Genomic DNA, 23,886 nt, shown 5'->3' with positions numbered 1-23,886 from the left:
CATGAGCAATCAAGACTGCCTGACGATCGCGGGCAAGCAATACACCTCGCGCCTGCTGGTCGGCAGCGGCAAATACAAGGACCTGCAGCAGACCCGCGAGGCGACCGACGCCGCCGGGGCGCAGATCATCACCGTGGCCATCCGGCGCGTCAACATCGGCCAGGACCCCAAGGCGCCCAGCCTGCTGGACGTGCTGCCGCCGTCGCAGTACACCATCCTGCCCAACACGGCCGGCTGCTACAACGCCAGGGACGCGGTGTACACCTTGCAGATGGCGCGCGAGCTGCTGGGCGGCCACAAGCTGGTCAAGCTCGAAGTGCTGGGCGACGAAAAGACCCTGTTCCCGCACATGCCGGAGACCCTGGTCGCCGCCGAGGCCCTGGTCAAGGACGGCTTCGACGTCATGGTCTACTGCAGCGACGACCCGATCCAGGCCAAGCTGCTCGAGGACATCGGCTGCGTGGCCGTGATGCCGCTGGCGTCGCTGATCGGCTCGGGCATGGGCATCCTCAATCCGTGGAACCTGTCGCTGATCATCGACCAGGCCAAGGTGCCGGTGCTGGTCGACGCCGGCGTCGGCACGGCCTCGGACGCCGCCATCGCCATGGAACTGGGCTGCGACGGCGTGTTGATGAACACCGCCATCGCCGGCGCGCGCGACCCGGTGCGCATGGCGCGCGCCATGAAGCTGGGCGTGCAGGCCGGCCGCGAAGCATGGCTGGCCGGGCGCATCGCGCGCAGGTTCGCCGCCTCGCCGTCGTCGCCGATGGCGGGCCGGCTGGCATGACGGCCGGCGTTCCGGCCGCGCGGCCCTGCGTGCTGGTGTTTGCCGGCATGGACCCCTCGGGCGGCGCCGGCATCGTCGCCGACGCGCAGGCGGTGGCCGGGCAGGGCGCGCACGCGCTGTGCGTGGTCACCGCGCTGACGGTGCAGGACAACGACCGCGCCTATGAAGTGCAGCCGGTCGAACCTGAGCTGGTGCTGCGCCAGGCGCGCGCGCTGACGCAAAAGATCGCGGTGGCCGCCGTCAAGATCGGCATTCCCGGCAGCGCCGCCAACGCGCTGGCGATCGCGCAGGTGATCCGTGAACTGCGCGCGCGGCAACCGGAACTGCCGGTGGTGCTCGACCCGGTGCTGGCCAGCGGCCATGGCGACACGCTCGCGCGCGGCGACGCGGTGGCGGCGCTGGCGCCGTTGCTGCCGCTGGTGACGGTGCTGACGCCGAACGGCCCGGAGGCGCTGGCGCTGAGCGCGCAGGCCACGCCCACCACGCCCACCACGCCCACCACGCCCGGTGCGCAGGCGCGGGCCCTGCGCGCGCTGGGCTGCCGCCACGTCCTCATCACCGGCGGCCATGGCGATGGCGAGGAAATCGTCAATCGCTGGTTCGGACCGGGCGCCGAGCCCGGGGAAGAGCCGCCGGCCACGCAGCAATGGCGCTGGCAGCGCCTGGCCGGCGGCTTTCACGGCAGCGGTTGCACCTTGGCCTCGGCCATCGCCGGCCAGCTGGCGCTGGGCATGCCGACCGGCTGCGCGCTCGACCAGGCCCAGTACTACTGCAACGCCGCGCTGCGCGACGCCTACGGCATCGCCGCCGGCCAGCGCATGCCGCTGCGCTAGCCCCACCCACGCATCATCAACAGGAGAACCCATCATGCAAGGACTGTATCTGGTCACCCCCAACTGGGACGACACCGCGCGGCTGCTGGCCGCGAGCGAAGAGGCGCTCGACGCCGGCGTCGGCCGCGGCATCGGCGGTGACGACGGAATTGGCAACCTCGTCGCGCTGCTGCAATACCGCCACAAGGAAGCGTCAAGCGCGTTGCGCATGGAGCAGGCCGGCGCGTTGCTGGCGCTGTGCCGGCGCTACGGCGTGCCGTTCATCGTCAACGACTTCGTCGACCTGTGCCTGCAAACGGGCGCCGACGGCGTTCACCTCGGCGGCACCGACGCCGACGTCGCGCAGGTGCGCGGCCGGCTCGGCGCCGACAAGCTCATCGGCGCCTCGTGCTACGGCGACCTGCCGCGCGCGCTGGCGGCGCAGCGGGTCGGCGCCAGCTATGTCGCTTTCGGCGGCTTCTACCCGTCGCGTGTTAAACAGTACGCGGTCACCACGCGCCCGGAGATCCTCGACCAGGCGCGCGAAACGATTACCATTCCGACCGTCGTCATCGGCGGCATGACGCCGGAGAACGCCGCGCCGCTGGTGGCGCGCGGCGCCGGCATGGTCGCCGCCATCAGCAGCGTCTATCAAGCTGAAAGCGTGCGCGGCGCGGTTGGCGACTTCGCCTCGATGTTTGTCGTACACAACACCCGCAAATCATTCCAGCGGAAGAGTCTTTCCGCTTTATAATTGGGCCGTTCGCCATAGCCCAAGGTTGCCGCCACATGCCAGTTTCCCCTAGCCCCAAGCGTCTGATCCTGATCGTCGACGACGACCAACTGCTGCTCGACTTTCTCGGTGAAGTACTCGGCAACGCCGGCTACGACATCCTCAAGGCCTCGTCGGCCGAACAAGCGCTGGCCGTGATCGCCCAGCGCGAACCGGACCTGGCGCTGCTCGACATCCACATGCCCGGCATGACCGGCCTGGAACTGGCCAAGCAGCTGCACGCGACCAGTTCGGTGCCGTTCATGTTCCTGTCCGGGCGCGGCGACGCCGACGCCGGCAAGCAGGCCGCCTCGTACGGCGCGGTCGGCTTCCTGGTCAAACCGGTCGACGAAAAACACCTGATGCCGGCGTTTGCCGCCGGCCTGGCGCGCGCCGACGAGATCCGCCAGCTGCGCCGCACCGAGCTCAATCTGAACGCCGCGCTGGCCGCCGGCCGCGAAACCAGCCTGGCCGTCGGCCTGCTGATGTGCAAATTCCAGACCGACCGCAACACCGCCTTCGAGGTGCTGCGCGACCACGCCCGCTCCAACCGGCGCAAGGTCAACGAGGTGGCCGACCAGCTGCTGGCCGCCGAGGAAACGTTAAACGGCCTGCACGCGGCGTTTAACCAACGTCTGAAAAAATAGACAGCGGCGTGACTGTTGTAGATCAAGGCAGGAATTTCCTGCCTTTTTATTTCCTTGTGGAATTTTTGTTGTACAATATCAACTAGCAACACCGAATATCAGCAACAAAGCACCGCGCCGCAGGGCCTCGTCTTCGCCTGCCGCCGCTCCGGCCGCCATTTCCCCGCGACCGTCTCAACCCCTCGGCCCAACTCCGCCGACCTGCTCCCCGACAGCTTTCACACCAGCGCTGCCGGCCATGCATTGATTTCAGCCTTGTGCGGAGAACACCATGACCAACGATTTTTCCAATGACACCTTGCGTGCGTTCAGCGACCACGACGGCGCGGCGATCGGCTTTTCCATCTACGCGGCCGCGCCGCGCGTGCTGCACATCGACAGCGACGCCGACGCCGCGCTGGTGCTGGCCACCCTGCTGGTGCCGGAAACGCAGGTGACCCACGTGGCGACGATGGCCGCCGCCCAGGAACTGCTGCGCCGCGAGCAGTTCGCGCTGGTGGTGATCGATCCCGACCTGCAGGACGGCGACGGCGGCGCACTGCTGCACGGCTTGCACCAGCACCAGCAGGACGCCCGCGTGCTGCTGTATTCGGCACGCCATCCGGAACGCCACATGGCCGGCAGCAGCTTCCTGCCCAAGCCGTGGACCTCGCCGCGCCAGCTGTGGCGCACCGTGTCGGACCTGCTGGCCATCGGCCCGGCGATGCCGGTCGAGCCGCAATAGGTTTTAAAGAACGCCCAATATCCCTGTTTGGCCCCCGGCTTGTTATCATGACGGATCACCGGAACGGTTTGCCGTTCCGCTCTCCCGTATTCGCGTAACAACACAGCCAGAGGACGAACAATGAAAACCAAAGCCGCCATTGCATGGCAAGCGGGCCAGCCGCTGACGATCGAGGAAGTGGAGCTGGGCGGACCGCGCGAAGGCGAGGTACTGGTCGAGATCAAGGCCACCGGCATCTGCCACACCGATTACTACACCTTGTCGGGCGCCGATCCGGAAGGCATCTTCCCCGCCATCCTGGGCCACGAGGGCGCCGGCGTGGTGGTCGACGTCGGCCCCGGCGTCAAGTCGCTCAAGAAGGACGACCACGTCATTCCGCTGTACACGCCGGAATGCCGCCAGTGCAAATTCTGCCTGTCGCAAAAGACCAACCTGTGCCAGTCGATCCGCTCGACCCAGGGACGCGGCCTGATGCCCGACGCCACCAGCCGCTTCTCCATCGACGGCAAGCCGATCTACCACTACATGGGCACATCGACCTTCTCCAACTACATCGTGGTGCCGGAAATCGCGCTGGCCAAGATCCGCGAGGGCGCCCCGTTCGATAAAGTGTGCTACATCGGTTGCGGCGTGACCACCGGCGTCGGCGCGGTGCTGTTTACCGCCAAGGTGGAGGCGGGCGCCAACGTCGTCGTGTTCGGCCTGGGCGGCATCGGCCTGAACGTGATCCAGGCGGCGCGCATGGTCGGCGCCGACAAGATCATCGGCGTCGACATCAATCCGGCCCGCCAGGACATGGCGCGCAAGTTCGGCATGACCCATTTCATCAATCCGAGCGAGGTGGAAAACGTCGTCGACTCCATCGTCCAGCTGACCGACGGCGGCGCCGACTACAGCTTCGAGTGCATCGGCAACACCACCACGATGCGCCAGTCGCTCGAGTGCTGCCACAAGGGCTGGGGCCAGTCGATCATCATCGGCGTGGCGGCGGCCGGACAGGAAATCTCCACCCGTCCGTTCCAGCTGGTGACGGGACGCGTGTGGAAGGGTTCGGCCTTTGGCGGCGCCCGTGGCCGCACCGACGTGCCGAAGATCGTCGACTGGTACATGGAAGGCAAGCTCAATATCGACGACCTGATCACCCATCGCTTGCCGCTCGAGCGCATCAACGAAGGCTTCGACCTGATGAAGAGTGGCGAATCGATCCGTTCCGTCGTGATCTACTAAAACGCGATCGCCGCTTCGGCAAGGATGTAGAAAAAAACTTCTAGACACGGCGTTCTAGATAATTTATTCTACATCCATCAACCGGGGAGCGCGGCATGACTAATCTACGCATCGGCATCAATTCACGGCGGGCAGGCCGTCATGGTTAGCGCGCTGTCCGTGCTGGTGCCGGCCATCGGCTGGGCGCTGCTGCACTTCATCTGGCAAGGGCTGCTGATCGGCTGGGGCGTGTCGATTGCGCTGTTTTTGCTGCGCAAGGCGCGTCCGCAGACGCGTTATGCGGTCGCTTGCGCCGGCTTGCTGCTGTGCGCGGCGCTGCCGCTGGCAAGCATCATCGTGCAGGTCAGGGCGGCCGATGCCGTCTCGCCTGCCGGCGCCGGCCTCGGCGCCGCCGCGTTACTGATTCCCGTCCTCTCTGCCGGCGCCGACGCCGCCCGGTCGGGCGCCGCCGCCACCGCCGCCCTGATCGACGACGGCACGCTGGCAGGCTGGGAAGCCACCCTGCGTGGCCAACTGGCCTGGGTGGTCGGCCTGTGGCTGGCCGGCGCCGCGCTGATGTCGTTGCGCCTGGCCATCGGCCTCAAGTGGGTTGCCGAGCGCACCCGCAGCGACCACTACACCGTCAACCACTACTGGCAGCGCCGCCTGTCCGAGATGGCGCGCCGCTTCGGGATTGCGCAACACGTGCGCCTCGGCGTGGCCGACCTGCTCGACAGCCCGATCACGGCCGGCTGCTGGCGCCCCATCGTGCTGGTGCCGGCCTCGCTCATCACCGGCATGGCGCCCGACCTGCTCGAAGCGCTGCTGGCGCACGAGCTGGCGCACATCAAGCGCCGGGACTATCTGATCAACCTCATTCAAAGCGCGGTGGAAATCGTGCTGTTCTATCACCCTAGTGTTTGGGCCTTGTCGCGCCGTATCCGTGTAGAGCGAGAACAAATCGCCGATGACCTTGCAGTCGCCATGCTCGGTCAACCGCAGATGCTGGCAAAGGCCTTGTCCGAACTGGATAAATTCCAGTTCGATACCACACAACTAGCCCACGCGGCTCACGGAGGAAATCTCATGTCTCGTATCAAACGCTTGCTGCGTCCCGATGTTGAACCGGTCAGCTGGAAAATGGCCGTGCCCCTGATCGGCCTGTTCGCGGCCACGGCCGTGTTTTATGTGCAGGCCGCCCCGCAGCCGCCGGCGACGCTGCCTGCCGCCATTGGCGCGGTTGCCGCCGCTGCGCCCGCCGCTGACATGGCCGAACTTCCGGCGCTGCCTGAATTGCCGGAGCCGGCTTTGCCACCGGAACCGCCGGAGGTGCCCGGCGTGGCCGGAGTGCCTGGCGTGGCGCCTGCGGCACCGGCCGCGCCAGCCGCACCCGCCGCGGCCGCGCTGCCCGCCGCGCCGGCGATGGCGGCCTTGCCTGCCATTCCAGCGGCCCCGGCAGCGCCAGCGCTTCCCGCCGCGCCGGCGGCACCGGCCGCACCGGCTGCGCCCTTCTCATTCGGCAACAGTGCGGTCAACCTGTCTGTCAACAGCGGCGACCATGCCTACGCGATCGTCACCCGGGATATCGATCAAGTTCAGGTTTCCGGCTCGTCCGACGACATGCGCCGCATCGCCGAACTGCGTTCGAGCGCCAAGGGCGACTTCGTCTGGTACCGCGAAGGCGGCAAAACCTATCTGATCAACGACCCGGCCGTCCTCGCCAAGGTACGGCAGCTGTGGAAGCCCGTCAACGAGCTCGGCGAGCGAATGGACGCGCAAGGCAAGCGGATGGACCTGCAGGCCAAGGTCATGGACGGCCTGGCCGCGCGGATCGACGCGGTGACCCGCGACGTCGACAGTGGCCCTGTTGCGCAAGAGCGCCAGCGGCTGGAGCGCCAGATGGAAGCGCTGGCGGCGAAGCAGGAAGCGATCGCCGAGCGCATGGTGGCCGCCAGCGGACCGTCGAGCCACGACCAGGGCAAGGAAAGCCTGCGCAAACAGCGCGAGCTGGAGGCGGCGCTGCACCGAGAAATGGCCCCGACGCAACGGGAAATGGCGCAACTGCAGCGCGACATGGCCGAGAAAATGGCCGGCCTGCAGCGTAACCAGGCGCCGATGAAAGCGCTCAACCTGCAGATGGCCGAAGCCAGCAAACCGATGGCCGAACTGGGGCGTCGCATGGGCGAACTGGGCCGCGAGCAGGCCAAGGCCAGCCGCGAAGCCGAGCGCAACTTCAAAGCGCTGGTGCAGGACGCCATCCGCAGCGGCAAGGCGGTGCCGGCGCAGGGCTTGATGTAGGCGTGGTGTGCGCCGCCGGGCCGCTTCGGCGCATCCCGGCGGATGCCGCAACGCCACACATGGACCGACCCCGAAAGGCCGCTGCCGGTATAATCACGGCATGCAAAATCTTCTTCACAATCTTAACGACGAACAACTCGCTGCCGTGACCCTGCCGGCCCAAAGCGCCCTGATTCTGGCGGGCGCAGGCTCCGGCAAAACCCGCGTCCTGACGACCCGCATCGCCTGGCTGATCCAGACCGGGCAGGTGTCGCCGTCCGGCATCCTGGCCGTGACCTTCACCAACAAGGCCGCCAAGGAAATGACGGCGCGTTTGTCGGCAATGATGCCGATTAATACACGGGGCATGTGGATCGGCACGTTCCACGGATTGTGCAACCGCCTGCTGCGCACGCATCATCGCGATGCCGCGCTGCCGCAGACCTTTCAAATTCTCGACTCGCAGGACCAGCTGTCGGCGATCAAGCGCCTGATCAAGGCCAACAACATCGACGACGAGAAGTTCCCGCCGAAAGAGGTGATGTACTTCATCAACGGCGCCAAGGACCAGGGTCTGCGCGCCGACAAGATCGACCCGTACAACGCCGACGAGCGCAAGAAGGTCGAGCTGTACCAAATGTACGACGACCAGTGCCAGCGCGAGGGTGTGGTCGACTTCGCCGAGCTGTTGCTGCGCACTTATGAACTGCTCAGCCGCAACCAGCCGCTGCGCCAGCATTACCAGCAGCGCTTCCAGCACATCCTGGTCGACGAGTTCCAGGACACCAACGATCTGCAATACAAGTGGCTCAAGCTGCTGGCCGGCCATGGCGAGCAGGGCGGCGGCGTGCTGTTCGCCGTCGGCGACGACGACCAGAGCATCTACGCCTTCCGCGGTGCCAACGTCGGCAACATGAGCGCCTTCGAGCGCGAGTTCCACGTCAAGAACCTGATCAAGCTGGAGCAGAACTACCGCTCGCACGGCCACATCCTGGACGCCGCCAACGTGCTGATCGCCAACAACAGCAAGCGCCTGGGGAAGAATTTGCGCACCGACGCCGGCCATGGCGAGCAGGTGCGCGTGTACGAAGCCAGCTCCGACCTGGCCGAGGCGCAATGGATCATTGAAGAAACCAAGAACCTGATCGCCGACGGCGCCTCGCGCAGCGAGATCGCCGTGCTGTACCGCTCCAACGCGCAATCGCGCGTGATCGAGCACGCCTTGTTCTCGGCCGGCATTCCGTACCACGTCTACGGCGGCCTGCGCTACTTCCAGCGCGCCGAGGTCAAGCACGCGATCGCGTATTTGCAACTGATGGACAACCCGCACAACGATTCGGCCTTCCTGCGCGTGGTCAACTTCCCCACGCGCGGCATCGGCCTGCGCTCGATCGAAGCGTTGCAGGCGGCGGCCGACCAGCACCGGGTGTCGCTGTACGCGGCCGTACCGTACGTCATGGGCAAGGCCGGCTCGTCGCTGGGCGGCTTCGTCAAGCTGATCGAGGGTGCGCGCTTCGAAACGCAGCAGATGGCACTGCCGGAACTGGTGCGCGTGGTGCTAGAGGCCAGCGGCCTGCTGGCGCACTATCAGACCGAAAAAGAGGGCGCCGACCGCATCGAAAACCTGGAGCAGATGGTCAGCGCCGCCACGCAATTCGTCTCGGAGGAGGGCTTCGGCCAGGGCGCGCCGGCGCACCTGGGACCGCGTTCGCAGGAGCAGTCCGGCCTGCCGGTGATCAACGAAGACGGCTTCGAAATCCTCGACGCCGACGCCCCGCTGGCGACGGTGATGTCGCCGCTGTCGGCGTTCCTGTCGCACGCCTCGCTGGAGGCTGGCGACAACCAGGCCACGGCCGGCCAGGAAGCGGTGCAGATGATGACGGTGCACTCGGCCAAGGGGCTCGAGTTCAACAACGTCTTCATCACCGGGCTGGAGGAGGGCTTGTTCCCGCACGAAACCAGTTCGCGCGAGGATGGCGGCGTGGAAGAGGAGCGGCGCCTGATGTACGTGGCGATCACGCGCGCGCGGCAGCGCCTGTACATGTGCTTCGCGCAGACGCGCATGCTGCACGGACAAACACGCTACAACATGAAATCGCGCTTCTTCGACGAATTGCCGGAGGACGCGCTCAAGTGGCTGTCGCCGAAGGTGCAATCGCACTGGTTCGCCAACAAGAAAACGCCGTGGGACGACGTCGCGCCGCTGGCCGGTTCCGACAACGCGATCGCGCAAAAGATCGCGCAAAACATGGCCAGCAAGGCGCCGGGCGCGGGCTGGCGCATCGGCGAATCGGTCGCGCACGGCAAGTTCGGCGAAGGCGTGATCGTCAACATCGAAGGCAGCGGCGCCAACGCCCGCGCCCAGATCAACTTCGGCAGCAACGGCATGAAGGTGCTCGACCTCAGCATCGCCAAGCTCGAGCGGTTAGCCCATTGATGAGGTGCCACGGTTCCACGTAGGGCAACTCCGGGGTCAGGTCCACCATTTCTACACGGGCTTAACCGTGGATCCTTAAATGGCGGTTTAGAGCGTGATTTTGCGCGCGGCTTAATCGGTATGGTCCCGTCCGTGTAGAAATGGTGGACCTGACCCTGGAGTTAAAGCAACGGTTCCGGGCTGTCGGCTTTGGCCGGGACCGCGAGGTCGGTGGGGCCGAAGATTTGCCGGTAGGCGATGTACAACGTGCAGTGCGTCAGCACGATGGTGATCAGGAACAGCGTGAAGATGCCCGCCATCGCCAGCTGCGACGCGCCAAGGATCAGCACGACGATCTGGCAGGCGATGAAGTTCAGCAGATATAAGGTCACCGCCGCCGTCAGAAAGGCTTTCCAGCCACGCAGCACCGCAACCACGCTGAAAAACAGCGCCTTGTTCAACTTCATCTGTTGCCAGTAGATCAGCGGCGCGGTCAGGCACATCAGTATCCAGCCCACCGTGTAGATCGTCGATGCGATGAGCACCGCGACCAGCAAACCGTCTAACTGGCCCTGCTCGATCTGCGGTGGACGCTTGCTGACCAGCATGACGGTCTCGCCGGCCATGGCGTACAACACGCCCAGCGCGATCGCCACCAACAGCAGGTTGAGCGCGCCCACGGTCAGCAACGGACTGCGCACCGGCTTGCGGAAACCGCTCAGCAGCAGATTCGGCAGGGCGCGCTTGCCCTGGTCGACCTGCGCGCAGCCTTCCAGGATCGCGACCGAGAACAGCGGCGTCAGGATGAATGGCGCGATCTGCCCCAGTATCGGCACGATCATCGAGAACAACGACACGAACATGCAGCAAAAGAACAGCGCCATGAGGCCGCCGGGCTGCTTGCGGAAAAGCATCATGCCCTGCTTGACCCATTGCCATCCGGCGCGCGCGGGGAATTTATTCATCAGAAAAGTTTCGGCGCCAGCGTGGCGATGCGTTCGCGCAAGATGCGCTCAAAGTGGGTCGGATCGTGCGGGGTGAGCATTTCGGCTTCGCGCGGCAGGTAGTAATCGTACAGGCGCGACAGCCAGAAGCGCAGCGCCGCCGCCCGCAGCATCGGCTGCCAGGCGGTTTGTTCGGCCTCGGTGAACGGACGCACGGCGTGGTAGGCGTCGAGCAGCGCGCGCACGCGGGCCGTGTCGAGCACGCCGGTGTCGAGATCGATGCACCAGTCGTTGACGGTGACGGCGACGTCGAACAGCCAGGTGTCGCAGCCGGCGAAGTAAAAGTCGAAGAAGCCGGTCAGGCGCTCGCCGTCGAACATGACGTTGTTGCGGAACAGGTCCGCGTGCACCGGGCCGCTTTGCAGTGTGCGGTAGGTTTCGCAGCCGGCGAACGCCTCCTGGAAGTGCATCTCGGCCTTGAGCAGGTGGGCGTTGCTTTCCGACAGGAAGGGCAGCACTTGCGGCGTGGTGGCGTTCCACCAGTCCAGGCCGCGCAGATTCGGCTGTTGCAGCGGATAGTCTCGGCCGGCAAGATGCATGCGCGCCAGCATGGCGCCCACTTCGGCGCAATGGACCGGCTGCGGGGCCATCTGCGAGCTGCCCTCGAGCTTGGTGACGATGGACGCCGGCTTGCCGTGCAGCGGCACGATCAGCTCGCCGTTGTCGGTGGCGATCGGCGCCGGCACGGCCACGCCGCGATCGGCCAGGTGGCGCATCAGGTTCAGATAGAAAGGCAGTTGCTCGAACGATAAGTTTTCAAAGATCGTGAGCACGAACTCGCCGCGCTCCGTGGTCAAGAAGAAATTGCTGTTCTCAATGCCGGAGGCGATGCCCTTGAGGGCCAGCGGCTTGCCGAGGGGGAATTGCGTGATCCACTGGGTGACATCGTCCAGGGTGACCGGGGTAAACACTGCCATGTGCAAGCTTGATGAGGTTCGTTGTATCGGCGCCCGCCGTGGCGGACGTCCGGAATGCCTGCCGAGGCAGGCGCGTCTTTAATAATAATTGTTTGATACTACCGCGTTTACTTGGCGGCCGGCGCTGCTGGCGGCGGTGGCGGTGCGTCGGCCTCGACCGCCGCTTCGTCTTCCGGATTTTTCTTTTTCTTGCCGCCGAAGGTCATCACGGTCCACTGCGGACCGCGCGCGGCGCCGGACATGGCGTCGCCCGGCAGGGAACTGCCCACCGGATGGGTCGGTTTCAGGGTGTAGGTGCTCGGACCGCTTTTGACGGTTGCTTCCACCACGTTGCCGCTGTTGTCGCGGCGTTCGGTGATCTGACGCTCCGGCGCGGGCTTGGCCGTCACCGTGATCGGATCGTCGGCCACTTCCTCCAGTTTTTCCAGTTTCGGCGGCGCCTGGCTCGGCGTCGACTGCGCGAACGCGTTGGCGCCGAGCGCCAGGAGGAGTGCCGGCCAGAGGAGTGAGGTGCGCGTCATGATGGATCGCCTTAGTAGGTAAAAAGCCGTGGAATTTTTATGTATGATCCATTGTAACAAACAGACACGCTTCCCTGTGCGCCGTGGCCGATTTCGCGCTGATTTGCGGAGGATTTCCCCACACGGAATGTGGAATTTCCTTAAGATATTGTCATACTTGAAATGCGGGCGCGGCAGGCGGACGTCGGCCAAAACCTGCGATAATGCGGCATTCGTGGCAAATCACGCCCTTTTGCCCTCACATCTCTTTAGTTCCTATGCAAAATACCCTGCTGTTAGTTGACGGTTCCAGTTACCTTTACCGCGCCTTCCACGCGCTGCCCGACCTGCGCAGCCCGGACGGCCACCCGACCGGCGCCATGCACGGCATGGTCAATATGCTGCGTCGCCTGCGCGCCGATTACCCGGCCGCCTACATCGCCTGCGTGTTCGACGCCAAGGGTAAAACGTTCCGCGACGACATGTATCCCGACTATAAGGCCACGCGCGCACCGATGCCCGACGACCTGCGCCTGCAGATCGAACCGATCCACATCGCCGTCAAGGCCATGGGCTGGCCGATCCTGATGGTCGACGGCGTCGAGGCCGACGACGTCATCGGCACCTTGTCGGTGGACGCGGCCAAGGCCGGCATGAAGGTGGTGGTGTCGACCGGCGACAAGGACCTGGCGCAACTGGTCAATCCGCAAGTCATGCTGATCAACACCATGACCAACGAGAAGATGGACGAGGCCGGCGTGCTGGCCAAGTTCGGCGTGCCGCCGAACCGCATCATCGATTACCTGACCCTGATCGGCGACACGGTCGACAATGTGCCAGGCGTCGCCAAGTGCGGACCGAAGACGGCGCTCAAGTGGCTGACGCAGTACGACAGCCTGGACGGCGTCATGGCCAATGCCGACAAGATCACCGGCGCCGTCGGCGAGAACCTGCGCAAGGCGCTCGAGTGGCTGCCGAAGGGCCGCGAACTGATCACCGTCAAGACCGATTGCAACCTGTCCGAGCACATGATGTCGATCAGTGAATCGCTGATCGCGCGCCCCGAGGACTCGGAAACCTTGCTGACCTTCTTCGGCCAGTACGGCTTCAAGACCTTGCTGCGCGAACTGAACGCGCTGACCCCGGCCGCCCCGATCGGCGCGGCGGGCAAGGCCGCTGCGGCGGCTGTCGCGGCCGGTGGTGCGGTCTCGGCCAACGGCGACCTGTTTGGCGAAGTGCCGAAGGTTAACGTCAACTATGAAACCGTGTTTACCGACGAACAGCTCGACAAATGGATCGCGCTGATCAACGCCGCCGAGCTGACCGCCGTCGACACCGAAACCACGTCGCTGGAGCCGATGACGGCGCAGCTGGTCGGCATTTCGCTGTCGGTGCAGCCGGGCGTGGCTTGCTACATTCCGGTCGCGCACGCCTATCCCGGCGTGCCGGAGCAGTTGACCCGCGAGCACGTGCTGGAAAAACTCAAGCCCTGGCTGGAGGACGAGACCAAGCTCAAGGTCGGCCAGAACCTGAAATACGACAGCCACATCTTCGCCAACCACGGCGTATCCCTGCGCGGCATCCATCACGATACCTTGCTGCAATCGTATGTGTTCGAATCGCACCGCACACACGACATGGACGGCCTGGCGCTGCGCCACCTGAACCACACGACGATCCCGTTCGTCGACGTCTGCGGCAAGGGCGCCAGCATGATCACCTTCGACAAGGTGGACATCCAGCGCGCCACCGAATACGCGGCCGAGGACGCCGACATCACGCTGCGCCTGCACCTGTCGATGATCGGCGAGGTCGAGAACGACGAGCGCCTGAGCTACATCTACCGCAACATCGAGCTGCCGACGGCGGTGGTGCTGCAAAAGATCGAGCGCAACGGCGTGCACATCGACGCCGCGCTGCTCGACACGCAATCGGCCGAGCTGGGCGCGCGCATCGTCGAGCTGGAAGCGAAGGCGCACGAGCTGGCCGAGCAGCCGTTCAACCTGGGTTCGCCAAAGCAGATCGGCGAGATTTTCTTCGAGAAATTGAAGCTGCCGGTGGTCAAAAAGACCCCGAGCGGCGCGCCGTCGACCGACGAGGAAGTGCTGCAAAAGCTGGCCGAGGACTATCCGCTGCCGAAGGTGCTGCTGGAATACCGCAGCCTGTCGAAGCTGAAGTCGACCTACACCGACAAGCTGCCGAAGGGCATCAACAAGGAAACGGGCCGCGTGCACACCAACTACGCGCAGGCGGTGGCGGTGACGGGGCGCCTGGCGTCGAACGATCCGAACTTGCAGAATATTCCGATCCGCACCAAGGAAGGCCGCCGCATCCGCGAGGCATTCATCGCCCCGCCGGGCAGCCACATCGTCTCGGCCGACTATTCGCAGATCGAGCTGCGCATCATGGCGCATATTTCGGGTGACGAAAACATGCTGCGCGCGTTCGCCGAAGGCGTGGACATTCACCGCGCCACCGCCGCCGAGATCTTCGGCGTGGCGCCGGACGAGGTCTCGAGCGAGCAGCGCCGCTATGCCAAGGTCATCAACTTCGGCCTGATCTACGGGATGAGCGCGTTCGGCCTGGCGTCCAACCTGGGCATCGAGCGCGCCGCCGCGCAAAGCTACATCGACCGTTATTTCGCCCGCTTCTCCGGCGTGAAACAGTATATGGACGACACGCGCCTGCAGGCGAAGGCGCGCGGCTATGTCGAGACCGTGTTCGGACGCCGCCTGTGGCTGCCGGAGATCAATTCGCCGAACGGTCCGCGCCGCCAGGGTGCCGAACGGGCCGCGATCAACGCGCCGATGCAAGGCACGGCGGCCGACCTGATCAAGCTGGCGATGGTGGCTGTGCAGAACTGGCTCGAGACCGACAAGTTGCAGACCAAGATGATCATGCAGGTGCACGATGAACTGGTGCTGGAAGTGCCGGATGCCGAGCTGGAGCTGGTCAAGCAAAAGCTGCCGGAATTGATGGCCGGCGTCGCGCAACTGAAAGTGCCGCTGACGGCCGAAGTCGGCGTCGGCAAAAACTGGGACGAGGCGCACTAAAAGCGCGCTTCGCCAACAACCGACCCGCAAGTCTGGGGTCGTACCCCGTACGGGGTACGACCCCGGTGTGCCGGGTCTAACATTACCGGAGGAGTCGCATGGATGATTTGAAGCGGGACGCGGAGAGTTTGTTGACAAAAACCAGCCTGTCGGACGGTGTCGACCGCCGCGACTTCCTCAAAGTGGCGCTGGGCAGCGGTTTTGCCGCCGCCGCGATGCCGGTGATGGCGCAAAACGTCATCAAAACCGACACCACCGGCCTGACCGCCGGCACCATCACCCTGACGGTCGATGGCCAGACCGTCCCTGTCTACCGGGCCCAGCCGGAAGGCAAGAGCAACCTGCCGGTGGTGATGGTGATCTCCGAAATCTTCGGCGTGCACGAACACATCGCCGACGTCGCCCGCCGCTTCGCCAAGCTCGGCTACCTGGCGCTGGCGCCGGACCTGTTCGTGCGCCAGGGCGATCCGCAAAAATCGGCCTCGATCGCCGACCTGCAACGCGACATCATCTCCAAAACCCCGGACACCCAGGTCATGGCCGACCTGGACGCGCTGGTCGCCTGGGCCAAGGCCAATGGCGGCAACCCCGACAAGATCGCCATCACCGGCTTCTGCTGGGGCGGGCGCGTGACCTGGATGTACGCGGCGCACAATCCGTCGATCAAGGCCGGCGTGGCCTGGTACGGCCGCCTGGTCGGCACCTCCAACGCCAACACGCCCACCAATCCGATCGATATCGCGGCCAAGCTGAATGTGCCCGTACTCGGCCTGTACGGCGAGAAAGATACCGGCATCACCCAGGATTCGATCAAGGCGATGCAGGCCATGCTGGCCAAGGGACCGAACAAATCGACCTTCGTCATCTACCCCAATTCCGGCCACGCCTTCCACGCCGACTACCGTCCCAGCTATGTGGAAGCGGACGCCAAGGACGGCTGGGGACGCATGCTGGCGTGGTTCAGGCAGAACGGGGTCGCCTGAGTGTGACGGAGCCGATAAAGCCGTTTTAACTGTTTTTAGCCAAAAATGAGCAGGAAAGCGTGCCGGGCGGTAAAATAACGCCCCCGGCCTGCGCAGCGGCACGGCTCCAGGTACAAGAGGCTATAACATCGATCCCATACTCATCTCCATATTACTGGCGACCACACTAGCCGGTGTCGTCAGCATTTCGGCCGCTGCCGTGTTCTCGTTTACGTTGCTCTCGAAGGTCGTCGAGCGCATGGTCAGCCTGTCGGTCGGCATCATGCTGTCGACCTCGCTGCTGCACGCCTTGCCGGAAGCGTTCGAATCGCACGCCAGCGCGCGCAGCCTGTTCGCCACCTTGCTGGCCGGCCTGCTGGCGTTCTTCCTGCTGGAAAAGCTGGCCATCATGCGCCACTCGCATCACCACGAGGGCGACGGCCATCATCACCACCACGGGCACGACAAGCATGAGGCGGGCAAGGCCGGCTGGATGATCCTGGTCGGCGACGGCATGCACAACTTCACCGACGGCATTTTGATCGCTGCCGCCTTTATGGCCAACCCGGAGCTGGGCCTGGTGACGGCGCTGGCGATCATCGCCCACGAAATCCCGCAGGAAATTGGCGACTTCATCGTGCTGCTCAACGCCGGCTTCTCGCGCACCCGGGCGTATGTCTACAATTTGCTGTGCAGTTTGCTGGCGATCGCCGGCGGCCTGCTGGGCTACTACACCCTGGACCGCGCCAGCGAGCTGATTCCGTACGTGCTGGTGTTCGCCTCGTCAGGTTTCATCTACATCGCCGTGAGTGACCTGATGCCGCAGATGCAACGCCGCGCCACCCTACGCGAATCGGTGCCGCAAGTGCTGCTGATCGCCACCGGCGTTGCCATCGTGCTGTTCCTGACCCGCAACCACTGATCCTCCCGTCCCGCTTGCGCTGAAGCGCTTGCGGCCAGCGCCGCCCGGCGTATCATGGCGGGATGAACTCCAGAGAAAATAAACAAACGGAAGCGTTAGCGGCCCTTTCGGCCACCGACCGCGCTCGCCTGGATCGCCTGGCGACGATTGCGAAACTGAGCGCTGATGATCTGTGGACAGATGTCTGGCGTTGCGGTTTCGCCGACGTCGAGGAGGGAATTCTCGCCGACATCGAGGCCGACGAGTATTTTAAGTCCAATGCTGGCATCGCCAATGAGGAAGTGATGAGGCACATTAAGGACTTGATCGCGAATCACAGCAAGAGGAATTTAGATGGACGCCAAATCTAAACAGGCCGTGGCACTGGCTGCTCTCTCGGCAGCAGATCGGGCGCGGCTGGAGCGTTTGGCCGCTCGCGCCGACGTAAGTCTAGAGGCGATATGGTCCGACGTGTGGCTCTACGGGTTCGAAGATACGGAGGACAGCGTCGAGACGAATCTGGCTGCCGCCGACGACATTGCAGCAGGTCGGACGGTCTCCAACGAGGAAGTGATGGAAGGGCTGAAGCGGATACTGGATCGGAAGCCTTAGCCCCCAGTCGCCACAGGCCGCGCCGGGTCTGAGCACCACTCGCTCCACGAGCCGGGATATAGCGCCGCTCCCGGCAGCCCGGCGACCTCCAACGCCAGCAAATTGTGGCAAGCCGTCACGCCAGAGCCACACTGCATGATCGCCTGCGGCGCCGCCGCGAACAACGGTGAGAATTCCTGCTTCAACTGCTCGGCGCTTTTGAAGCGTCCATCCGGCGTCAGATTATCCTTGAAGAAGCGGTTCTTGGCGCCGGGAATATGGCCGCCGACCGGGTCGATGGTCTCGTTCTCGCCACGGAAACGGTCCGCCGCGCGCGCATCGACCACCACCCGCGTCTGCGTGACCAGGTTCGACTCCACATCCTCCACCGTGACCGTGTGCATCAGCGACGGCTTGTCGCCGATCGTGCCGCCCGAACGCGTGACCACCATCGTCACCAGCGGCAAGCCCTGCGACTGCCACGCGGCCAGGCCGCCGTCGAGCACCGCCACCGCCGGATGGCCGACCCAGCGCAGCAGCCACCACAGCCGCGCGGCGAACATGCCGCCGTGCGCGTCGTAGGCCACCACTTGCGTGTCGTCGTCGATGCCCCAGCCGCGCAGGGTGGCGATCAGCGCGGCGCGGTCCGGCAGCGGATGACGGCCGTGGAACTTGCCGTCCGCGCCCACCTTGGCGCCGGAGAGGTCGGTGTCGATATTGGCGAACTGCGCGTTCTGGATATGGCCGATGGCAAAGCCGTCGCGCCCCGCGTTCGGATTCATCAGGTCGTGCCGGCAATCGAGGATGACCCACTTGTCATCGTTCAGATGCTGGGACAGGTCGGCGGCGCTGATCAACGTGGTGTGCATGGTCCGGACTCCTTAGACTTCACTGGCGATGGGGTCGGTATTGGCGATGGCCTTACCGCGTTCGGTGTTGCGGGTATTGTAGAACGTCGCGGCCACGCCCGACGCCAGAATGATGGAAATGCCGGCCCAGCTATGCCAGCTGAACACGTCGCCGAACACCAGCACGCCCCAGATACTGGAGAAGACGATGCCGGTGTATTGCAGATTGGCGACCACCAAGGTCTGGCCGAGGCGGTAGGCGCGCGTCATGGCGATCTGCGCGCTGGTGGCGCACACGCCGATGCCCAGTAACAGCAGGGCGCCATGGATGGAGTTGATCGGATGCCACACGGCCGGTTTGTCGCCGGCAAAAAGGAAATTGCCGGCCACGCCGGCGACGATGTTCATCACCGCGAAGTAGAACACCACGCGGTTTTCCGGTTCGCCGGCCAGGCCCAGCTTGCGCACCTGCATATAGGCCATCGCCGTCAGCACGCTCGAGAACAGCGCGATCAGCGCCGGCACCAGCTGGTTGGCGTGGAAGGCCGGTTGCAGCAGCAGGGTGACGCCGACAAAACTCATCGCCACTGCCACCAGCAGCGGCCATTTGACCTGGTTCTTGGCATGCCACCAGCCCATCGCGAACAGCCATACGGCGATCCAGATCGGCGACAGGTAGTTGAGCGTCATGGCGGTGGCCAGCGGCAGGTTGGCGATCGAGTAGTACCACAGCCACAGCGAGATGACGCCGATCAGGCAGCGCCAGAAGTGCGCCATCGGCATTGTGGTGCGGAAGCTGCCGCCCTGGGCGCGGATGATCACCGCCAGCACGATGACGCCGACGATGCCCCGGTACATGACCATTTCAGACGTCGAGAACTCTTCGGAGGCCAGCTTCACGCACACCCCCATGATGGCGAACATGAAGCTTGCGAACAACATCCAAAGTGACTGCATCTGATTCCTTACATCTGCGTGAAACGGTTTTTATATGTCTATATTGGCGCGGTACCACTCGTGGAAGTGTTGCATGCCGTCTTCCATCGGCGACTGGTAGGGACCGGCGTCGCTGGTGCCGCGATCGAACAGGGCCTTGCGGCCGGCGTCCATGCGCAGGGCGATCTCGTCGTCCTCGGCCACGGTTTCCATGTAGGCGGCGCGTTCGGCCTCGATGAACTCGCGCTCGAACAGCACGATTTCCTCGGGGTAGTAGAACTCCACCACGTTGCGGGTGCGCTGCGGGCCGTCCGGCCACAGGGTCGAGACGATCAGCACGTGCGGATACCACTCGACCATGATGTTCGGGTACAGGGTCAGCCAGATGGCGCCGTATGGAGGTGGTTCGCCGCCACGGAACTTGAGCACCTGCTCCTGCCAGCGCTTGTAGATCTGGGAACCCGACTTGAGCAGGCCCTTGTTCACGCCCACGGTCTGCACGCTGTAGTCGCGGCCGAATTCCCAGCGCAGGTCATCGCAGCTGACAAAGCCGCCCAGGCCCGGGTGGAACGGTTCGACGTGGTAGTCCTCCAGATAGACCTCGATGAAGGTCTTCCAGTTGTAGTTGCAGATCTGCACTTCGGCATGATCGAACATGTAGCCGGAGAAATCCAGGTCGCCCGTCACCGACAGGTTCTTGAGCTTGTCCATGACGTTGTAGCCGTTCTGCTCGAACAGCAGCCCGTTCCAGCTTTGCAGCTGGGTCTTGGGCAGGTTCAGGCACGGCGTCTCGGCGAAGTGCGGCGCGCCGATCAGCTCGCCCTTGAGGTCGTAGGTCCAGCGGTGCAGCGGGCAAACGATGTTGTTGGCATTGCCACGGCCGTTGAACATCAGCGCCTGGCGGTGGCGGCAGACGTTGGACAGCAGCTCGAGCCCGTTTGCGTTGCGCACCAGCATACGCCCTTCGTTTTCGGAAACAAGGGTCGCAAAGTCGCCGACGTTCGGCACCATCAGTTCGTGTCCGACGTAACGCGGACCGGCCTGGAATAATTGCTGCATTTCACGCTGCAACAGCGCTTCGTCGAAGTAGACGTTTACCGGCAGTTGCGCGTGTGGACGCGCCAGCTTGGCGTGGGTACCCAGATCGGACATCCCAACCCCCCTTAATATGTACATCAAACCAAAGAGAGACAGAATCCGTAAAGACCTGAATTCAAGTTCGTTGAAAATGGTATTTCGGACAGAACCGGCGATTATAGCGTGTTTCATTCCCTGCCGACAGACGCTAGCGCTTGTTTTCTGTGCAAAAACTTGTAACAAACACATGCAGATCATGTATATGGGGTCGATTGCGATAAAATCCATAGTTCGCCAACGGTGCGGCCGCTATTGTTCCACCGGAGAAGGTGGTTTGTTCTAAAATAACGGGCTACACTGCGCTGGCGGGTATTGTTAACCGCAAGTTAGCCTGGAATTTGCCTTGAAGTTTGCCTTGAAGCCTGAGTGACTATGTCTAAGAAATTAACCGCCGACGCGACCGCCGCCGCCCCCGTCTCGTTTGAAGAAGCGATGGCGGAGCTGGCTACCCTGGTCGCGCAAATGGAAGCAGGGCAGCTGCCGCTCGAAGCGTCGGTGGCCGCTTACGCGCGCGGCTCGGAGCTGGTCAAGTTCTGCGCCGCCCAGCTCGAGAAAGTGGAATCCCAGGTCAAGGTGCTGGAGGGCGACATGCTCAAGCCGTTCGCGGAGACCGGCGAGGCCGAACAATGAGCGGCGCCTTCGACGACTGGATGAAAACCGTGCAGGCCGGGTCTGAAAACGATTTATCCGGTTTCCTCCCGACCGCGACGACGGTGCCGGCCAAGCTGCACGACGCCATGCGCTACGCGCTGCTCGGCGGCGGCAAGCGCGTGCGCCCGCTGCTGGTGTACGCGGCCGGCGCGCTGTTCGACGCCGACCCGGCCACCTTGGCGCGCGCCGCGGCCGCCGTCGAAATGATCCACGCCTATTCTCTGGTCCACGACGACATGCCGTGCATGGACGACGACGCGCTGCGCCGCGGCAAGCCGACCGTGCACGTCGCCTACGACGAGGCGACCGCGCTGCTGGTTGGCGACGCGCTGCAATCGCAGGCCTTCCTGGTGCTGTCCGAGGCGACCGGCGTGCCGCCGTCCCGCCAGGTGGCGATGCTGCGCCTGCTGGCGCACGCCTCCGGCTCGGCCGGCATGTGCGGCGGCCAGGCGATCGATCTGGACAGCGTGGGCCTGAGCCTGACCTTGGAACAGCTGGAGCAGATGCACCAGCTGAAAACCGGCGCGCTGCTGCGCGCCGCCGTGATCCTTGGCGCGCTGGCCGGCAAGGATCTGGGCGCGGCCGAACTGGCGGCGCTCAACACCTACGCGCGCGCCATCGGGCTGGCATTCCAGGTGGTCGACGACGTGCTCGACGCCACGGCCGATTCGGCTACCCTGGGTAAGACCGCCGGCAAGGACGCCGCCGACAACAAGCCGACCTACGTCTCGATACTGGGTCTGGAACCGTCGCGCGCGCTGGCGCAAACATTGCGGCTCGATGCGCACGCAGCGCTCGCGCCGTTCGGAGACAAGGCTCTGCGGTTACGCGAACTCGCGGATTTGATCGTGCAGCGGAAGGCATAAATGAACTTGCTACAAAATATAGATTCACCAGCCGATGTGCGCAAACTGGCGTACACCCAACTGACGCCGCTGGCGCACGAACTGCGCGCCTACCTGCTCGATTCGGTCTCCAAGACCGGCGGCCATTTGTCGTCCAACCTCGGCACCGTCGAACTGACCGTGGCGCTGCACTACGTGTTCAACACGCCGCACGACCGCATCGTCTGGGACGTCGGCCATCAGACCTATTCGCACAAGATCCTGACGGGCCGGCGCGAGCGCATGAACACCTTGCGCCAGCTGAACGGCATCTCCGGCTTCCCCAAGCGCGACGAGAGCGAGTACGACACCTTCGGCACCGCGCACTCGTCGACGTCGATTTCGGCCGCGCTGGGCATGGCGCAGGCGGCCAAGATCAAGGGCGAGCAGCGCCACGCGATCGCCGTCATCGGCGACGGCTCGATGACCGCCGGCATGGCGTTCGAAGCGCTGAACAACGCCGGCGTGCAGGACGACATCAACCTGCTGGTCATCCTCAACGACAACGACATGTCGATCTCGCCGCCGGTCGGCGCCTTGAACCGCTACCTGGCGCGCCTGATGTCGGGGCAGTTCTACGCCGCCGCCAAGAATGTCGGCAAGTCGGTGCTGCCAGGTCCGGTGCTGGAACTGGCCAAGCGCCTGGAAGAACATGCCAAGGGCATGGTGGTGCCGGCCACGATGTTCGAGGAATTCGGCTTTAACTACATCGGCCCGATCGACGGCCACGATCTGGATTCGCTGATCCCGACGCTGCAAAACATCAAGCAGCTCAAGGGACCGCAGTTCCTGCACGTGGTGACCAAGAAGGGCCAGGGCTACAAGCTGGCCGAGGCCGAGCCGACCCTGTACCACGGCCCGGGCAAGTTCAATCCGGCCGAGGGCATCAAGCCGGCCACCGCGCCCGGCAAGATGACCTACACCGAGGTGTTCGGCAACTGGCTGTGCGACATGGCGGCCGCCGACCAGAAGCTGGTCGGCATCACGCCGGCCATGCGCGAGGGTTCGGGCATGGTGCGCTTCGAGCAGGAATACCCGGACCGCTACTTCGACGTCGGCATCGCCGAGCAGCACGCGGTGACCTTCGCCGCCGGCCTGGCGTGCGAGGACATGAAGCCGGTGGTGGCGATTTACTCGACCTTCCTGCAACGCGCCTACGATCAATTGATTCATGACGTCGCGCTGCAAAACCTGGACGTGACGTTCGCGCTGGACCGCGCGGGCCTGGTCGGCGCCGATGGCGCCACGCACGCCGGTAATTACGATCTGGCGTATCTGCGCTGCATCCCGAACATGGTGGTCATGGCCGCGTCGGACGAAAACGAATGCCGCCAGATGCTCACCACCGGCTACCAGTACAAGGGACCGGCGGCGATCCGCTATCCGCGCGGCGCCGGCATCGGCGCGGCCATCAAGCCGGAGCTGACGACGATCGACATCGGCAAGGGCGAGATCAAGCGCAAGGGCCAGAAGATCGCGATCCTGGCGTTCGGTTCCATGGTTTCACCGTCGATGACTGCGGGCGATACGCTCGACGCGACCGTCGCCAACATGCGCTTCATCAAGCCGCTGGATGTGGAGCTGGTCAAGCAGCTGGCCGCCGATCACGATTACCTGGTGACGGTGGAAGAGGGCTCGATCATGGGCGGCGCAGGTTCGGCGGTGGCCGAGGCGCTGGCCGCCGAAGGCATCGTCAAGCAGGTGCTGATGATAGGCTTGCCGGACAAATTCATCGACCACGGCGATCCGGTCAAGCTGCTCGCCAGCGTGGGCCTGGATGGCGCCGGCATCACCGCGTCGATCAAGAAGCGTTTCGACAGCGCCGGCGACGAGCCGCGCCTGGTGGTCAACAACGGTTGAT

At 64.4% G+C, this 23,886-nt stretch carries 22 protein-coding genes; 16 read left to right on the top strand and 6 right to left on the bottom strand.

Translation table 11 applies throughout. The features are described from left to right. Position 1 precedes the first annotated feature (1 nt). The 8 genes from NHH73_27100 to NHH73_27065 all read left to right on the top strand — a co-directional run bounded on the left by NHH73_27100 (position 2) and on the right by NHH73_27065 (position 9,662). Positions 2-787, top strand: a complete 786-nt coding sequence (locus NHH73_27100) for a thiazole synthase (GenBank protein USX26190.1) — start codon at positions 2-4, stop codon at positions 785-787. After that, positions 784-1,620 (top strand): hydroxymethylpyrimidine/phosphomethylpyrimidine kinase, encoded by an 837-nt coding sequence (locus NHH73_27095; protein ID USX29721.1) that lies wholly within the window; start codon positions 784-786, stop codon positions 1,618-1,620. The genes NHH73_27100 and NHH73_27095 overlap by 4 nt, the downstream gene beginning before the upstream one ends. Positions 1,621-1,654: 34 nt before the next feature. Then, complete coding sequence (thiE, locus tag NHH73_27090) at positions 1,655-2,353, top strand: thiamine phosphate synthase (protein ID USX26189.1); 699 nt, start codon at positions 1,655-1,657, stop codon at positions 2,351-2,353. A 35-nt stretch (positions 2,354-2,388) separates the two neighbouring features. Then, entirely contained in the window at positions 2,389-3,018 is a 630-nt protein-coding gene (locus tag NHH73_27085; protein ID USX26188.1) for a response regulator, read from the top strand. Positions 3,019-3,289: 271 nt separating this feature from the next. Further along, positions 3,290-3,742: a response regulator gene (locus tag NHH73_27080; protein USX26187.1), complete on the top strand. Its 453-nt coding sequence runs from the start codon at positions 3,290-3,292 to the stop codon at positions 3,740-3,742. A gap of 120 nt (positions 3,743-3,862) precedes the next feature. Further along, positions 3,863-4,969 (top strand): S-(hydroxymethyl)glutathione dehydrogenase/class III alcohol dehydrogenase, encoded by a 1,107-nt coding sequence (locus NHH73_27075; protein ID USX26186.1) that lies wholly within the window; start codon positions 3,863-3,865, stop codon positions 4,967-4,969. Positions 4,970-5,110: 141 nt separating this feature from the next. Continuing rightward, complete coding sequence (locus NHH73_27070; GenBank protein USX26185.1) at positions 5,111-7,246, top strand: M48 family metalloprotease; 2,136 nt, start codon at positions 5,111-5,113, stop codon at positions 7,244-7,246. Between the two features lie 100 nt (positions 7,247-7,346). Then, the gene (locus NHH73_27065; protein USX26184.1) at positions 7,347-9,662 is read left to right on the top strand and encodes a UvrD-helicase domain-containing protein; all 2,316 of its coding nucleotides are present in this window, start codon (positions 7,347-7,349) and stop codon (positions 9,660-9,662) included. Between the two features lie 161 nt (positions 9,663-9,823). On the opposite strand, the gene NHH73_27060 is transcribed toward NHH73_27065, so the two are convergent. From NHH73_27060 to NHH73_27050, 3 genes are all read right to left on the bottom strand, one after another. Then, positions 9,824-10,606, bottom strand: a complete 783-nt coding sequence (locus tag NHH73_27060; GenBank protein ID USX26183.1) for a hypothetical protein — start codon at positions 10,604-10,606, stop codon at positions 9,824-9,826. Beyond that, a complete protein-coding gene (locus NHH73_27055) occupies positions 10,606-11,562 on the bottom strand; it encodes a homoserine kinase (GenBank protein USX26182.1) in 957 nt (318 codons plus the stop codon). The genes NHH73_27060 and NHH73_27055 overlap by 1 nt, the downstream gene beginning before the upstream one ends. A gap of 107 nt (positions 11,563-11,669) precedes the next feature. After that, positions 11,670-12,083: a hypothetical protein gene (locus NHH73_27050; protein ID USX26181.1), complete on the bottom strand. Its 414-nt coding sequence runs from the start codon at positions 12,081-12,083 to the stop codon at positions 11,670-11,672. 257 nt (positions 12,084-12,340) lie between these two features. Here NHH73_27050 and polA point away from each other — a divergent pair, with 257 nt between their 5' ends. The 5 genes from polA to NHH73_27025 all read left to right on the top strand — a co-directional run bounded on the left by polA (position 12,341) and on the right by NHH73_27025 (position 17,590). After that, positions 12,341-15,115, top strand: coding sequence for a DNA polymerase I (gene polA / locus NHH73_27045; protein ID USX26180.1), 2,775 nt, complete (start codon positions 12,341-12,343; stop codon positions 15,113-15,115). A gap of 98 nt (positions 15,116-15,213) precedes the next feature. Then, on the top strand, positions 15,214-16,098 hold the full coding sequence (locus NHH73_27040; protein ID USX26179.1) for a dienelactone hydrolase family protein: 885 nt from the start codon (positions 15,214-15,216) through the stop codon (positions 16,096-16,098). A gap of 199 nt (positions 16,099-16,297) precedes the next feature. Beyond that, positions 16,298-16,999, top strand: coding sequence for a ZIP family metal transporter (locus tag NHH73_27035; protein USX26178.1), 702 nt, complete (start codon positions 16,298-16,300; stop codon positions 16,997-16,999). A 62-nt stretch (positions 17,000-17,061) separates the two neighbouring features. Next, positions 17,062-17,349, top strand: a complete 288-nt coding sequence (locus NHH73_27030; protein ID USX26177.1) for a hypothetical protein — start codon at positions 17,062-17,064, stop codon at positions 17,347-17,349. Continuing rightward, the gene (locus NHH73_27025; GenBank protein ID USX26176.1) at positions 17,333-17,590 is read left to right on the top strand and encodes a hypothetical protein; all 258 of its coding nucleotides are present in this window, start codon (positions 17,333-17,335) and stop codon (positions 17,588-17,590) included. The genes NHH73_27030 and NHH73_27025 overlap by 17 nt, the downstream gene beginning before the upstream one ends. Here NHH73_27025 and NHH73_27020 read toward each other — a convergent pair. The 3 genes from NHH73_27020 to NHH73_27010 are packed head-to-tail and all read right to left on the bottom strand — an operon-like array spanning position 17,587 to position 20,505. Beyond that, positions 17,587-18,438: a sulfurtransferase gene (locus NHH73_27020; GenBank protein ID USX26175.1), complete on the bottom strand. Its 852-nt coding sequence runs from the start codon at positions 18,436-18,438 to the stop codon at positions 17,587-17,589. The genes NHH73_27025 and NHH73_27020 overlap by 4 nt on opposite strands. A 12-nt stretch (positions 18,439-18,450) precedes the next feature. Continuing rightward, on the bottom strand, positions 18,451-19,374 hold the full coding sequence (locus NHH73_27015; protein ID USX26174.1) for a DMT family transporter: 924 nt from the start codon (positions 19,372-19,374) through the stop codon (positions 18,451-18,453). 30 nt (positions 19,375-19,404) lie between these two features. Beyond that, positions 19,405-20,505, bottom strand: a complete 1,101-nt coding sequence (locus NHH73_27010; GenBank protein USX26173.1) for an aromatic ring-hydroxylating dioxygenase subunit alpha — start codon at positions 20,503-20,505, stop codon at positions 19,405-19,407. A 357-nt stretch (positions 20,506-20,862) separates the two neighbouring features. Between NHH73_27010 and NHH73_27005 the strand changes: the two genes are divergently transcribed. The 3 genes from NHH73_27005 to dxs are packed head-to-tail and all read left to right on the top strand — an operon-like array spanning position 20,863 to position 23,885. Then, complete coding sequence (locus tag NHH73_27005) at positions 20,863-21,120, top strand: exodeoxyribonuclease VII small subunit (GenBank protein ID USX26172.1); 258 nt, start codon at positions 20,863-20,865, stop codon at positions 21,118-21,120. Next, a complete protein-coding gene (locus NHH73_27000) occupies positions 21,117-22,007 on the top strand; it encodes a polyprenyl synthetase family protein (protein ID USX26171.1) in 891 nt (296 codons plus the stop codon). Before NHH73_27005 ends, NHH73_27000 begins: the two co-directional genes overlap by 4 nt. Beyond that, positions 22,008-23,885 (top strand): 1-deoxy-D-xylulose-5-phosphate synthase, encoded by a 1,878-nt coding sequence (dxs, locus tag NHH73_26995; GenBank protein ID USX26170.1) that lies wholly within the window; start codon positions 22,008-22,010, stop codon positions 23,883-23,885. Position 23,886: the final 1 nt, after the last annotated feature.

The organism is Oxalobacteraceae bacterium OTU3CINTB1 (genome assembly GCA_024123955.1).
Taxonomy (GTDB): Bacteria; Pseudomonadota; Gammaproteobacteria; order Burkholderiales; family Burkholderiaceae_D; genus Rugamonas.
This window is presented reverse-complemented; position numbering and strand designations above follow the sequence as displayed.